Genomic DNA, 14448 nt, shown 5'->3' on the forward strand with positions numbered 1-14448 from the left:
TTTTCTCCTGTTTTTCATATAATACAGAGAATGCAGAAGAAAGTGCGAAGGGCAGACCATGCGGAGATTCCGAAAAGTGCGGCACGTTCCTCTGCCGCTTCTGGCTGTGATAATGGCGGCTATTCTGTTTGCAGAGCTGGCACGGTGTGAAAGAGAAGGCGCGAAAGAGACAGCGGCGGAAGTAGAAAAAAGTGTGCCCCGCCGTGCGGCGCTGACATTTGATGACGGGCCGAATGCGTGCTATACGCCGGAGGTGCTTGAAATTTTAAAAGAAAATGAAATTCCGGCAACGTTTTTTCTGCAGGGGCAGTGTCTTGCCGGAAACGAAGAAATCGTCCGCCGGATGCATGCGGAAGGCCATCTGATCGGAAATCATACGTTTCATCATGTTCAGCTTACGAAAGTATCAGAAGAGGAAGCGAGGGAGGAGGTCGTGAAAACAAGCAATGCAATCTACGAGATCACAGGGGAATATCCCGTCTATATCCGTCCGCCGTTCGGGGAATGGAGAGAGGGGCTGGACCTTGCAGTGACGATGATCCCGGTACTCTGGGATGTGGATTCCCGCGACTGGGAGAGCCAGAACACTGCGTCGATCTGCAGCGCGGTGCTTCCGAATGTGAAGGATGGCAGCATTATTCTCATGCATGACGGCTACCGCGCGACGGTGGAAGCGCTGCGGCGGATCGTAAAAGAATTAAAAGAAGAGGGATACACGTTTGTGACGGTGCGTGAGCTGATTGAAGAATAGCTTCCGCGGATTCCATCGAACATAGTTGCGGAGAATCCGAGATTAAGGGGTTGAGGATACCCGCCAAAATGTGATAAGATAAATGGCAGGAAGAAAAATGGGGTGAAAAATACATGGATTTGTTTGATTATATGAAAGAAACCACAATGGAAAAAGAGTCCCCCCTCGCATCGCGCATGCGCCCGACAACGCTGGACGAGGTGGTTGGACAGGAGCACATCATCGGCCCTGGAAAGCTGTTGTACCGTGCGATCAAGGCGGATAAACTCGGCTCCGTCATTTTCTACGGCCCTCCGGGAACGGGAAAAACGACGCTTGCCCGCGTCATCGCCAACACGACAAGCGCAGAGTTTACCCAGCTGAATGCCACGACAGCCGGCAAAAAGGATATGGAAGAAGTCGTAAAAGAAGCGCAGCAGCGGATCGGCATGTACGGCAAAAAGACGATTCTTTTTGTCGACGAGATCCACCGCTTCAACAAGGGGCAACAGGATTATCTGCTTCCGTTTGTGGAGGACGGCACACTCGTTCTGATTGGCGCGACGACGGAAAACCCGTATTTCGAGGTCAACGGGGCGCTGATTTCGCGTTCCATTATCTTTGAATTAAAGCCGCTCGAAAAAGAGGACATCGAAAAACTGCTGGAGCGCGCGGTGACGGACCCGGTAAAGGGGCTCGGGACGTACAACGTTGTGCTCGATGCGGATGCAAAAGAGTTCCTCGCCGACATCGCAGGCGGTGACGCGAGAGCGGCCTTAAATGCAATCGAGCTGGGCGTCCTCTCGACGGAACGTCAGGCGGACGGAAAAATCCATATCGATCTCGAAACGGCATCGGAGTGCATCCAGAAGCGCGTCGTGCGGTACGACAAGACGGGCGATCAGCATTACGATACGATCTCTGCATTTATCAAGAGCATGCGCGGTTCTGACCCGGATGCGGCGGTCTTTTATCTGGCCAAAATGCTGTATGCCGGGGAGGATATCAAGTTTATCGCCCGCCGCATCATGATCTGCGCGGCGGAGGATGTCGGCCTTGCCGATCCGAATGCCTTAAATGTAGCAGTTTCCGCGTCCCTTGCCGTGGAACGCGTCGGCATGCCGGAGGCGCAGATTATTCTGGCGGAGGCAGCCACGTATGTTGCCTGTGCACCGAAGAGTAATTCTTCGTGCGAGGCAGTCTTTGCGGCGATGAAGACGGTCGGAAGTGTGCGGACGTCGGTTCCGCCGCATCTGCAGGACGCCCATTACAAAGGTTCTGCCAAACTCGGCCACGGTCAAGGCTATCAGTATGCACATGATTACCCGAATCACTACGTCGAGCAGCAGTATCTGCCGGACGAGATCTTAGGAAGCCGTTTCCTTCATCTTGGAACGAACGGCTATGAGCAGAAGATCCGGGAAAACTTCAAAAAAATTGGAAAAGACATCGAATAAAAGGGGAAGAAATCATGACAGACTGGCTTGGAAAGCCGTATTATTCGCTGGACGCCTATCTGAAAAAGACGTTCGGGGAAAAAGTGTACAAGCTCTCGCTCGACGGGGGGATGACGTGTCCGAACCGGGACGGCACCTGCGGTGACCGGGGCTGCATTTTCTGCAGTGCGGGCGGCTCCGGTGATTTTGCCGGGGACAGAAACAAATCCATCCCGGAACAGATCCGGGAGCAGAAATCCCTCCTGCAGCAAAAGCGGCCGGTGCATAAGTTCATCGCCTATTTCCAGGCGTATACGAACACGTACGCGCCGGTAGAATATCTGGAAAAAATTTTCCGGGAGGCAATTTCGGACGAGGAGGTCGTGGTCCTTTCGATCGGAACGAGACCGGACTGCTTAGGGGAAGAGGTTCTTTCTATGTTAGAAGAGCTGAACCGGATCAAACCGGTCTGGGTGGAGCTGGGACTGCAGACGATGCATGAAAAAACGGCACAGTATATCCGAAGGGGCTATCCGCTTTCCTGTTTTGAACAGGCAGTAAACGAGCTGCACAGGCGGGGGATTCCCGTGATTGTCCACACGATCCTCGGTCTGCCGGGGGAGGGACAGGAAGAAGTCTTTGCAACAATGGATTACCTGAATGGACTTTCCATTTCCGGCATCAAGCTTCAGCTGCTTCATGTGCTGAAAAACACGGATCTTGCGGCGGACTACGCGGCCGGAAAATTTGAGGTGCTGGAGCAGGAGGCGTATCTTACCCTTGTCATCGACTGCCTGCGGCGCCTCCGTCCCGATCTTGTGATCCACCGTGTGACGGGAGACGGCCCCGGGGATCTTCTGATTGCACCAACATGGAGCCAGGCAAAACGCACCGTCTTAAATGAGCTGCATCATCGCATGAAAGAAGAACATGCGTATCAGGGACAGCTTCTGGACGAAGAAAAAGGAGGAAACACACCGTGATTGAATCATCCTTTACGTTATACAAACTGATTATTCTCTACATGCTGCAGAATGTGAATTTTCCGCTGTCAAATACACAGATTTCGGATTTTATCCTGGAAAAAGAGTACACGAACTACTTTCATCTCCAGGAGGCGTTAAGCGAGCTGCAGGATACAAAGCTGATCGAGATCGAGAAGGTGCGCAACACCTCGTACTACCACATGACTGAGGAGGGCAGCAAGACGCTTTCCTTCTTCGAAAACGAGATCTCTCCGGAAATCCGGGAGGAAATCGACCGCTATATGAAGGAACACTCCTATGAACTGCGGAAAAAAGCGTCCGTTGTGGCCGATTACTACAAGACCGCGGGAGATGACTACGAGGTCCGCTGTCAGGCAAGAGAGCGGAAGACGACTATTTTTGAGATTGTCGTGACGGTTCCGTCCGAGGAGGCGGCCAAAAAGATCTGCAGCAACTGGGAAAACCGGAGTCAGAAGATTTATGCTTCGATTATGAATGAACTGTCAAGATAACGATTGACAGGAATGGTGGCATATAATAGAATAAATTAGTATGTCTAAAAAGCATAAACATGGAAAACATAGTAAATAAGATTTTATATTCTAAAGGAGATAAAACCGTGCCTGATTATACAAAAGAAATTGAAAGACGGCGTACCTTTGCCATCATTTCCCACCCGGATGCCGGTAAAACCACACTGACTGAGAAATTCCTGCTGTACGGAGGAGCGATCAATCTCGCCGGTTCCGTAAAAGGAAAAGCGACTGCGCGCCATGCCGTATCCGACTGGATGGAGATCGAGAAAGAGCGTGGTATTTCCGTTACCTCTTCCGTTCTGCAGTTCAATTACGACGGCTACTGCATCAACATTCTGGATACCCCGGGACACCAGGACTTCTCGGAGGATACGTACCGTACCCTGATGGCAGCCGATTCCGCCGTCATGGTTATCGATGCATCGAAGGGTGTCGAGGCACAGACCAGAAAGCTGTTTAAAGTCTGTGTCATGCGCCACATCCCGATCTTTACCTTCATCAACAAGATGGACCGCGATGCGAACGATACCTTCGAGCTGCTCGACGAGATTGAAAAAGAGCTCGGCATTGCAACCTGCCCGATCAACTGGCCGATCGGTTCCGGAAAGAAATTCCGTGGTGTTTACGACCGTGACAAAAAGAAAGTCCTTACCTTCTCCGATACAATGAAGGGAACAAAGGAAGGTATCGAGGAAGAAATCGATATCGACGATCCGCATCTTCTCGATGTGGTCGATGAGGACCAGAAAGAACAGCTCATGGATGAGATCGAGCTGCTCGACGGCGCAAGTGCAGAGTTTGACCAGGAGCTTGTCAGCAAGGGAGAGCTCTCCCCGGTATTCTTCGGATCTGCGCTCACCAACTTTGGTGTGGAGACTTTCCTGCAGCACTTCCTCACGATGACGATGCCGCCGCTTCCGCGTACGGCAGACTGCGGCGTAATCGATCCGGTCAAAGAGGATTTCTCTGCGTTTGTCTTTAAAATCCAGGCAAACATGAACAAAGCACACCGTGACCGTATCGCATTCATGCGCATCTGCTCCGGCAAATTCGACGCCGGAATGGAAGTCTTCCATGTGCAGGGAGGAAAGAAAATGCGTCTTTCCCAGCCGCAGCAGATGATGGCGAGTGACCGTCATATTGTTGATGAAGCATACGCCGGCGATATCATCGGTGTATTTGACCCGGGCATCTTCTCTATCGGAGATACGATCTGTATGCCGGGCAAAAAATTCGCATACGAGGGAATTCCGACCTTCGCGCCGGAGCATTTTGCAAGAGTGCGCCAGCTCGATACGATGAAGAGAAAACAGTTCGTCAAGGGAATTTCCCAGATTGCACAGGAAGGTGCGATCCAGATTTTCCAGGAGTACAAAGGCGGCATGGAGGAGATCATCGTCGGCGTTGTCGGCGTCCTGCAGTTTGACGTTTTAAAATACCGTCTGGAGAACGAGTACAACGTGGATATCCGTCTGGAGAACCTGCCGTATGAGCATATCCGCTGGATCGCAAACAAAGAGGAGATCAACCTGGACCGTATTCAGGGTACATCCGATATGAAGAAGGTCATGGACCTCAAGGGAAATCCGCTGCTTCTCTTTGTCAATCCGTGGAGTGTCGGCATGGTACAGGATCGAAACAAAGACCTTGTGCTGACCGAATTCAGCAAAAACTAAGAACAAAAGAGCGGGATGCCGCTTAAAAAGGAGAAGGAATGAACTTATTCGATATTCTGGGCCCTGTGATGGTCGGTCCGTCGAGTTCGCACACAGCGGGGGCAGTGCGGATTGGATGGATGACGCAGAAACTTCTCGGGGAACAGCCGGTGGAAGCAAAAATACTGATGTACGGTTCCTTTGCCGCAACGGGAAAGGGCCATGGAACGGACCGCGGTCTCGTCGCGGGTCTTCTCGGCATGCGGCCGGATGACGAGCGGATTCCGGACAGCTTTGAAATTGCCCGGAAGATGGGTCTTTCCTATTCATTCGGCATCGCCAATCTGACGAGTGCCCATCCGAACAGCGTCGTTCTGGAAGTAAAGGGAAAGAGCGGCCGGACGCTCGAGGTGCAGGCGTGCTCCCTTGGCGGCGGCCGTATCATGATCAACCGCCTCGACGGGCTGGATGTCAACTGCAGCTGCGAGATTCCGACCCTGATCGTCCACAATCTGGACCAGCCGGGCCACGTAGCCGAGGTTACGTCGATGCTGGCACATAAGTCAGTCAACATTGCGAATATGTCCCTCTACCGCGACAAGAGAGGCGGATCGGCCGTCATGGTCGTGGAGATGGATCAGCCGCTTCCCAAAGAGTCGCTGGAATGGCTGGAGCATCTTGAGGGCATTGTAAAGGTAACATACATCAACGTAACGGAAGGAGAAGAGGACGATGTCTTATAATTCACTGGAAGAAATTGTCCGGGAGTGCCAGGAAAAAGACCTGCCGTTTGATGAAGTTATCCTTCTGGACGATATGAATGAGAGAAATGTAAGCCGCGAAGAGTCCATTGAGACGATGCGCGGCATGTGGGAAGCCATGAAAGGCGCTGAACGGAATTACGACGGTTCGCTGCAGTCGAGAAGCGGTCTTGTGGGCGGCGCCGGAAAGACGATGCGCACGTATGTCGAGAGCGGGAACACGCTCTGCGGACCGTTTGTCGGAAAAGTTATGGCATCTGCACTTGCGATGGGTGAGTCAAACGCCTGCATGAAGCGGATCGTTGCAGCACCGACCGCAGGAGCGTGCGGTGTGCTTCCGGCTGTGCTCGTGAATTACCAGAAAGAGAAGGGGACAGCGGATGAGCAGATCGTGCGTGCGCTCTACACGGCAGCCGGTATCGGCCAGGTCGTTGCGGCGCGGGCCTACATTGCGGGCGCTTCCGGCGGCTGCCAGGCCGAAATCGGAACAGCAAGCGCGATGGCGGCAGGCGCACTGACCGCACTTGGCGGCGGCACTCCGTCCCAGATCACGCATGCGGCAGCGATGGCATTAAAGAACCTGCTCGGTCTCGTGTGTGACCCGGTCGGCGGTCTTGTCGAGGTCCCGTGCGTCAAGCGGAATGTGATCGGTTCCGTGAATGCACTTTCTGCGGCGGACATGGCACTTGCGGGAATCATAAGCCGCATTCCGCCGGATCAGGTGATCGATGCGATGCGGGAAGTCGGCGACCAGATGCATCCGAGTCTGCGCGAAACCGGCCAGGGCGGCCTTGCCAACACGCCGGCAGCACGCGAGTGGTGCGCGGCACAGGAAGAAGAATAAAAAAAACTTTTATTTTCGGAAAACTTTTGGTATAATAAAGGAAAGTCAGCCAAGGAGGAGGTTCTTTAAGATGGCAGAGGCAAAAATTCAGAAAAGAAACACTTATACGATATATGATGACGAAGGAATCGGAACCGTGCAGATTGCAGACGAGGTGGTAGCTATTATCGCAGGACTTGCGGCAACGGAAGTGGACGGGGTAGCCTCCATGGCCGGAAATATTACCAACGAATTAGTCAGCAAGCTTGGCATGAAAAATCTTTCCAAGGGTGTCAAAGTTGATGTACTCGACGGCGTTGTCTGCGTGGATCTTGCCCTCAATCTCAAATATGGATACGAGATTCCGGCAACCTGCAAAAACGTACAGGAAAAAGTAAAAACAGCGATCGAGAATATGACAGGCCTGGAAGTTTCCGATGTCAATGTAGCCATTGCAGGCGTGAATATGGAACAGACGAAATAAAAAACAACGAACCGCGAGGGAATAAGGCGACCCCTTACAACCCCGCGGTTCTTGTTAACTATTCAGAGCCAGATGAAATGGAAGAAAAATAGTTAATTAACTATACAGGAAGGAATTAAAACAGACAATGAACAGAAGCAAACTTCGCGAAAATATTTTTAAACTTCTCTATACCGCAGAGTTCCAGGAGAAAGAGGAGATGCCGCAGCAGATGTCTCTTTACTTTACGTACTCTGACGACAACGACGAGGATGAAGAAGTAACCGTAAGCGAAAAAGATCAGACCTATATGGAAGAGAAATACCATCATGTGACCGAGCACATCCCGGAAATCGACGAGATGCTGAACCGTACTTCCGAGGGCTGGAAAACGACCCGTATGGGAAAAGTAGACCTGGCGATCCTGCGTCTTGCCGTTTACGAGATGAAATTCGACGAGGACGTTCCGGTCGGTGTAGCCATCAACGAGGCCGTTGAGCTGGCAAAACGCTTCGGCAGAGACCAGTCTCCGTCCTTTATCAACGGTATTCTTGGAAAACTGGCAAGAGAAGAAGATGAGAAATAAAAATCAGAATGTTTACACCGTAGGCCAGGTCAATTCATACATCAAAAACATCTTTGACCAGGACTATATGCTCCGCCGGATTTACGTCAGCGGAGAAGTAAGCAACTGTAAATACCATCCGTCCGGCCACATCTATTTTTCCTTAAAAGATGCGGAAGGAACCATTTCCTGTGTCATGTTCGCCGGTTCGCGGCGCGGCCTTGCCTTCCCGATGCGGGACGGCGATAACGTGATTGTCGGCGGCAGCATCAGCGTCTATGAGCGGGACGGAAAGTATCAGATCTATGCAAAAGAGATCACAAAAGAGGGCGCCGGCCTTTTATACGAAAAGTATCTGGCCCTAAAAGCAGAACTGGAAGAGATGGGCATGTTTGCCCCGGAGTACAAGCAGCCGATTCCTGCGTATGTAAAGAAAATCGGCGTTGTCACAGCACCGACGGGAGCTGCTGTACAGGATATCAAAAACATTGCACTCCGCCGGAATCCCTTTGTCCAGATCATCCTCTACCCGGCCCTGGTGCAGGGAGAGGGAGCGGCGGACAGCATCGTGGAGGGCATCCGCCGTCTGGACGCACTGAATCTGGATGTGCTGATCGTGGGCCGCGGAGGCGGTTCGATCGAGGATCTTTGGGCGTTCAATGAGGAAAAAGTAGCGCGTGCCGTTTTTTCCTGCCATACGCCGGTGATCTCCGCCGTCGGCCATGAGACCGACACAACGATCATCGATTTCGTGGCAGATCTGCGCGCCCCGACCCCGTCCGCAGCGGCGGAGCTGGCGGTCGCTGATGTCCGCGCGGTACTCAACACACTGGAAAATTATAAAAGCCGCATGAACCATGCGATGGCAAACCAGACGCAGAGAGCGAGAAGCCGCCTTCTGCAGTACGAGACAAAGTGGAAGTATCTCGGACCGGAAAATAAGATCCGTGACCAGAGAGCACGCCACGCCGAGCTGGAGCGTCGGTATACAGATGCGATGGAAGAAAAGCTCAAAGAAGCGCGCCACCGCCTTGCCCTTTACATTCAGGCGATGAAGGGTCTGTCCCCGCTGGACAAGCTGAACCAGGGCTATTCCTACGTGGAAAAAGAAGGAAAAGCCATCACTTCGGTGCAGGATGTCAAAGAAGGTGATCTGCTCGAAATCTGTGTATCAGACGGAAAGATCACAGCGCGCGCAGAGAAGACATCGGCCGTATCCTGGATGGAACAATCGTGAAAAAGCAGAGAATCGAGAAAACATGGGAAATATGGAAGCAGAAGAGAGAAAAGAAGAAGGAACCCCTTCCGGTGAGACACTGGAAGCAGCATTTGGAAAACTGGATCAGATGCTCGAAACGCTGGAGAGCAGCGATGTCAGCCTGGAAGACTCCTTTCGTTTATACAAGGAGGGAATGGAGCTTTTGAACGAATGCAGTCAGAAAATTGACCGCGTCGAGAAAAAAATGCTCCAGATGAATGAGGATGGAACATTCAGAGAATTTTAAAGCGGTACTCGAAGAAAAAACGCGGGAAGCGGAAAGTATCATTGCCGCTTACCTGCCGAAAGAGGAAGGCTTTGCAAAGGAACTGGCAAAAGCCATGAATTACAGTATGACAGCGGGCGGAAAGAGGCTTCGTCCGCTGCTTTTGCAGGAGAGTTTCTGTCTGTTCGGCGGAACCGGGGAGGCTGTAAAACCATTTATGGCAGCCATGGAGATGATTCACACCCATTCCCTGATCCACGATGATCTCCCTGCGATCGACAACGACGATTACCGCCGCGGCAGAAAAACGACCCATGTCGTCTTCGGGGAGGCCGTCGGCGTGCTGGCAGGAGACGCCCTTTTAAACTATGCATACGAGACAGCCTGGAAAGCCTTTCCACTGGAGGAGCACACCGACCGCGTAGTGCGTGCTTTTGGCATTCTCTGTCAGAAAACCGGAATTTCCGGCATGTTGGGCGGTCAGAGTGTTGACGTGATGAATGAAAAAGCCGGCCATTTCGCCATCGACCGTGAGATGCTGGACTACATTTACGAGAACAAGACTTCGGCGCTTTTAGAGGCTGCCATGATGGCAGGTGCGGCACTTGCAGGAGCAAACGACGATGATCTTGACGCGCTCTGCCGGATTGCCTCCAAAGTCGGAATCGCGTTCCAGATCCGGGACGACATCCTGGATGTCACATCCACGATGGAGGAGCTTGGAAAGCCGGTTTTCAGTGATGAAAAGAATGAAAAAACAACGTATGTGACGATGTTTGGCACAGACGGGGCGGAGCAGGAGGTAAAACGGCTCACGAAAGAGGCCGTAGACGAACTGAAAAATCTGTCCTGTCCGGGAGATAAAATATTTCTGGAAGAGCTGTTTGAATCTCTGACTTCCAGAAAAAAGTAAGGGATGATTTCATGTTAGAAAAAATACAGAAACCAAACGATATTAAGAAGATTCCGGCGGACCAGCTTCCGGCGCTTGCAGAGGAAATCCGGGAATTTATTATCGAGTCTTTGAGTAAAACCGGCGGCCATCTGGCGTCCAATCTTGGTGTCGTGGAACTGACGATTGCGATGCACCGCGTCTTCGATCTTCCAAAAGACAAGCTGATCTGGGATGTGGGACACCAGTCCTACACGCACAAGATTCTGACCGGGCGGAAAGACGGGTTTGAAACGCTGCGCCGGGAAGGCGGCATCAGCGGATTCCCGAAGCGGAGCGAGAGTGACTGCGATGTATTTGACACCGGCCACAGCTCGACCTCGATTTCCGCAGGCGTCGGCTATGTGCGTGCACGGGAACTGAAAAAAGAAAATTATTCCGTTGTTTCGATCATCGGAGATGGTGCGCTGACCGGCGGCATGGCGTACGAGGCGCTGAACAATGCGGCCAGCCTGAAATCGAATTTTATTATCGTTTTAAATGACAACGAAATGTCGATCACCGAGAATGTCGGCGGTATGTCATCGTACCTGTCCGGCCTTCGGACGGCATCGGCGTACACGGATTTCAAGATGGACGTCACAAAGGCATTGAACCGCATTCCGGGCATCGGACCTGGCATGGTGGATGCGATGCGGAAGACGAAAAGCAGCATCAAACAGATCATCATTCCGGGCATGCTGTTTGAGGATATGGGACTTACGTATTTAGGTCCTGTGGACGGCCACAACATTCCTCAGCTGATCAAGACCTTCCAGGAAGCAAAACGGTTTGAAGGACCGATTCTGGTGCATGTCCTGACACAGAAGGGCCGCGGCTATGAGCCGGCGATGCGCCACCCGGCAAGATTCCACGGTGCGGGTCCGTTCGATGTGAAAACAGGATTGCCGGTTGGAAAATCCAATCCGACGTACACGGATGTCTTTTCCACAGTCATGCGGAAAATGGGAGATCGAAGAAAGGATGTTGCGGCAGTCACGGCGGCGATGATGACCGGTGTCGGACTGAAACGCTTCTCCAACATGTTCCCGGACCGCTGTTTCGATGTGGGAATCGCAGAAGAGCACGCGGTGACATTTGCAGCGGCACTGTCACTCGGCGGCATTACGCCTGTCGTTGCGATTTATTCTTCATTCCTGCAGCGGGCGTACGATCAGATCATGCATGACGTCTGTATGCAGAATCTCCATGTCGTCTTTGCGATTGACCGCGCCGGTCTTGTGGGCTACGACGGGGAGACACACCACGGCATTTTCGACCTTTCCTATCTGGGTTCGATGCCGAATATGACAATTCTTGCACCGAAGAACCTCTGGGAGCTTTCGGATATGATCAAATTTGCGGTCGATTACGACGGCCCGATCGCGGTGCGCTACCCGAGAGGGGAAGCGTATACGGGATTAAAAGAGTTCCGTGCGCCCATCTGCCTCGGAAAATCAGAAGTGATCCATGAGGGAAGCCGTGTTGCACTTCTTGCCGTCGGCAGTATGGTAAAAATGGCAGAAGAAGTGCAGAAACAGTTAAAAGAGCGGATGGATATGGATGCGGCGCTTGTGAATGCGCGGTTCGTCAAACCAATCGATGAAGAACTTCTTCGAAGCTTTGCCGATACGTATGAGCTTGTCGTAACACTCGAGGAAAATGTAAAAGACGGCGGCTTTGGAGAGCGCGTCCTTGCTTTTGCCGAGGAAGAAGACCTTCCGTTCGGCGTGGAGATCATTGCACTGCCGGACCGCTTTATTCCGCACGGAAGTGTATCATACCAGATGAAACAGGTCGGCTTTACGCCGGAAGATATCTGCGGCAGAATTGAGGAATACTATAGAAAACGGGGGCAGGAAGAAAGATGAAAAAACGATTAGATGTATTACTGGTAGAACGGGGCCTTGCCGCATCGCGGGAAAAAGCGAAAGCCATGATTATGGCAGGAGAAGTTCTGGTGGACAATGAGCGGGAGGACAAAGCCGGTTCCATGTTCCCGGAAGAAGTGGAGATTGTCTTAAAAGGAAAACCACTGCCGTATGTGAGCCGCGGCGGCTTAAAGTTAGAGAAAGCAATGAAAAACTTTGACCTTACCCTGGATGGAAAGGTCTGCATGGATGTCGGAGCATCCACCGGCGGCTTTACCGACTGTATGCTGCAGAACGGCGCCGTCAAGGTATATTCCGTGGATGTCGGCCACGGCCAGCTCGACTGGAAGCTGCGGAACGATCCGCGCGTTGTCTGTATGGAGCGCACGAACATCCGTTACGTCGTGACGGAGGATATCGAGGAGAGACCGTCCTTCGTATCGATCGACGTATCGTTTATCTCCCTGACCAAGGTGCTGCTTCCGGTCCGGAATCTGATGGAAGAGAACGGCGAAATTGCAGCTCTGATCAAGCCGCAGTTTGAGGCAGGACGCGAAAAAGTCGGCAAAAAGGGTGTTGTCCGTGATCCGGCTGTACACAAAGAAGTCATTGAGATGGTCATTTCCTATGCGAAAAGCATTTCCTTCGGCGTGCGCCATCTGGAATTTTCTCCGATCAAAGGACCGGAGGGAAATATCGAGTATCTCGTTCATCTTGTCCGGCTGCCGGACGGCGTGACAGAGGAAGAGACCAATGTCGATGTAGACGCCGTTGTAAAGAGCGCACACGATACACTGGATAAATAAAAGGGTTAAGGAGCATGATATGGAGCGATTTTACCTGATCACAAACAGAGCAAAAGACCCGGACCTTACCGTGACAGACCAGATCAGGCAATATCTGGAGGAGCGCGGAAAAACGTGTCTTCTCTGCGATAACAGCGAAAAAGGGGAAAAATACCATTATACGGATCCGGCGAAGGTTCCGTCAGATATCGACGGCATTCTGGTGCTCGGTGGTGACGGCACGCTTCTGCAGGCAGCAGGCGACGTGGTGGATTTACAGATTCCACTGCTCGGCATCAATCTGGGAACGCTCGGCTATCTTGCGGAAATCGACCGTGACACGCTTTATCCGGCGCTGGATCATCTGATGGCAGATGAGTATACGATTGAGCACCGCATGATGCTCTGCGGATCGATTTACCGGGACGGAAAGCTGATTGCGGAGGACGCGGCACTCAACGACATTACGATCACCCGTGAGGGAAACCTGCGTGTCGTCCGGTTCGACAATTACGTCAACGGGGAGTTTTTAAATTCCTACAGCGCCGACGGCATTATCATCGCAACGCCGACCGGTTCGACCGGCTACAGCCTCTCCGCGGGCGGCCCGATCATCTCACCGTCAGCCAGCCTGATGCTGATGACACCGCTTGCCCCGCACACCCTGAATACGAGAAGCATTGTCTTTCCGGCAGAGGATGTGATCGAGGTGGAGCTCGGGCCTTCGAGAGACGGCGGCATTGAACAGGGCATGGCATATTTTGACGGCGGCACCCGCGTTCCGATGAAAACCGGCGACCGGATCGTGATCAAAAAGGCCAGACGGGATACTCTGATTGTGAAGATCAGCAACATCAGTTTTCTGGAGACATTAAGAAAGAAAATGGCAAACATTTAAGATATAGTTACTGGGGAAGGATGCTTGAAATGAAAATCGCGAGACATGCACAGATTATCAAATTAATTAACCAATATGACATTGAAACACAGGAGGAGCTGGCAAAGAAGCTGGAGGAGAGCGGCTTTGCCGTAACGCAGGCGACGATTTCGAGGGATATCCGCCAGCTGAAGCTCACAAAAGTACCAAAAGAGAACGGCGGAAGCCGCTATGCGGTTCTGCAGAACGCACCGTCCGAGGTTGGGAGCCGCTATGCGCGCGTGTTAAAAGACGCGTATATTTCCGTTGATCTTGCCAAGAATATTCTGGTCATCAAAACCGTGTCTGGAATGGCGATGGCGGCGGCAGCGGCTTTCGATGAGATGAACTGGAATGAAATTGTCGGCTGCATCGGCGGAGACGATACGATTCTCTGCGTGGCAAGAGACGATGATGCGGCGCTTGTGGCAGCAGAACGACTGAAAAAAATGGTGGACGGCATGGAGGAGACGGGCGAAGAGTTCTAAAGAACGCACGTCTCTGCA

Annotated in this window: 16 protein-coding genes; all 16 read left to right on the forward strand. The window is 52.2% G+C overall.

The genetic code is table 11. The annotated features are described in order from the left end of the window. The first annotated feature begins 58 nt into the window (after positions 1–58). Entirely contained in the window at positions 59–751 is a 693-nt protein-coding gene (locus DW965_RS05860; protein ID WP_117509113.1) for a polysaccharide deacetylase family protein, read from the forward strand. Between the two features lie 113 nt (positions 752–864). Next, positions 865–2187 (forward strand): replication-associated recombination protein A, encoded by a 1323-nt coding sequence (locus DW965_RS05865; RefSeq protein WP_022462529.1) that lies wholly within the window; start codon positions 865–867, stop codon positions 2185–2187. Positions 2188–2201: 14 nt separating this feature from the next. Next, positions 2202–3149, forward strand: a complete 948-nt coding sequence (locus tag DW965_RS05870; protein WP_118749863.1) for a TIGR01212 family radical SAM protein — start codon at positions 2202–2204, stop codon at positions 3147–3149. Continuing rightward, entirely contained in the window at positions 3146–3664 is a 519-nt protein-coding gene (locus DW965_RS05875) for a DUF4364 family protein (RefSeq protein WP_022462531.1), read from the forward strand. The genes DW965_RS05870 and DW965_RS05875 overlap by 4 nt, the downstream gene beginning before the upstream one ends. A gap of 107 nt (positions 3665–3771) precedes the next feature. After that, complete coding sequence (locus DW965_RS05880) at positions 3772–5364, forward strand: peptide chain release factor 3 (RefSeq protein WP_022462532.1); 1593 nt, start codon at positions 3772–3774, stop codon at positions 5362–5364. A 38-nt stretch (positions 5365–5402) separates the two neighbouring features. Then, the gene (sdaAB, locus tag DW965_RS05885; RefSeq protein WP_055218253.1) at positions 5403–6086 is read left to right on the forward strand and encodes an L-serine ammonia-lyase, iron-sulfur-dependent subunit beta; all 684 of its coding nucleotides are present in this window, start codon (positions 5403–5405) and stop codon (positions 6084–6086) included. Beyond that, the gene (sdaAA, locus tag DW965_RS05890; protein WP_118749862.1) at positions 6076–6948 is read left to right on the forward strand and encodes an L-serine ammonia-lyase, iron-sulfur-dependent, subunit alpha; all 873 of its coding nucleotides are present in this window, start codon (positions 6076–6078) and stop codon (positions 6946–6948) included. The genes sdaAB and sdaAA overlap by 11 nt, the downstream gene beginning before the upstream one ends. A gap of 70 nt (positions 6949–7018) precedes the next feature. After that, positions 7019–7411 (forward strand): Asp23/Gls24 family envelope stress response protein, encoded by a 393-nt coding sequence (locus DW965_RS05895; RefSeq protein ID WP_022463352.1) that lies wholly within the window; start codon positions 7019–7021, stop codon positions 7409–7411. A 127-nt stretch (positions 7412–7538) separates the two neighbouring features. Continuing rightward, positions 7539–7976, forward strand: a complete 438-nt coding sequence (gene nusB, locus DW965_RS05900) for a transcription antitermination factor NusB (RefSeq protein ID WP_022463351.1) — start codon at positions 7539–7541, stop codon at positions 7974–7976. Further along, on the forward strand, positions 7966–9192 hold the full coding sequence (gene xseA, locus DW965_RS05905; protein WP_022463350.1) for an exodeoxyribonuclease VII large subunit: 1227 nt from the start codon (positions 7966–7968) through the stop codon (positions 9190–9192). The genes nusB and xseA overlap by 11 nt, the downstream gene beginning before the upstream one ends. Positions 9193–9214: 22 nt before the next feature. Beyond that, positions 9215–9460, forward strand: coding sequence for an exodeoxyribonuclease VII small subunit (xseB, locus tag DW965_RS05910; RefSeq protein ID WP_226906307.1), 246 nt, complete (start codon positions 9215–9217; stop codon positions 9458–9460). After that, positions 9438–10352 carry a polyprenyl synthetase family protein gene (locus tag DW965_RS05915; RefSeq protein ID WP_330420947.1) on the forward strand — a complete coding sequence of 305 codons (915 nt, stop codon included), beginning with the start codon at positions 9438–9440 and terminating at the stop codon, positions 10350–10352. The genes xseB and DW965_RS05915 overlap by 23 nt, the downstream gene beginning before the upstream one ends. Positions 10353–10363: 11 nt before the next feature. After that, positions 10364–12241 carry a 1-deoxy-D-xylulose-5-phosphate synthase gene (gene dxs / locus DW965_RS05920; protein WP_118699899.1) on the forward strand — a complete coding sequence of 626 codons (1878 nt, stop codon included), beginning with the start codon at positions 10364–10366 and terminating at the stop codon, positions 12239–12241. Beyond that, positions 12238–13047, forward strand: a complete 810-nt coding sequence (locus DW965_RS05925) for a TlyA family RNA methyltransferase (protein WP_119188735.1) — start codon at positions 12238–12240, stop codon at positions 13045–13047. The genes dxs and DW965_RS05925 overlap by 4 nt, the downstream gene beginning before the upstream one ends. A gap of 19 nt (positions 13048–13066) precedes the next feature. Then, entirely contained in the window at positions 13067–13924 is an 858-nt protein-coding gene (locus DW965_RS05930; protein WP_119198140.1) for an NAD(+)/NADH kinase, read from the forward strand. A gap of 29 nt (positions 13925–13953) precedes the next feature. Next, on the forward strand, positions 13954–14430 hold the full coding sequence (argR, locus tag DW965_RS05935; RefSeq protein WP_022463344.1) for an arginine repressor: 477 nt from the start codon (positions 13954–13956) through the stop codon (positions 14428–14430). Positions 14431–14448: the final 18 nt, after the last annotated feature.

The sequence above is a fragment of the Blautia sp. AM47-4 genome, assembly GCF_003479865.1.
GTDB classification, from domain to species: domain Bacteria; phylum Bacillota; class Clostridia; order Lachnospirales; family Lachnospiraceae; genus Fusicatenibacter; species Fusicatenibacter saccharivorans.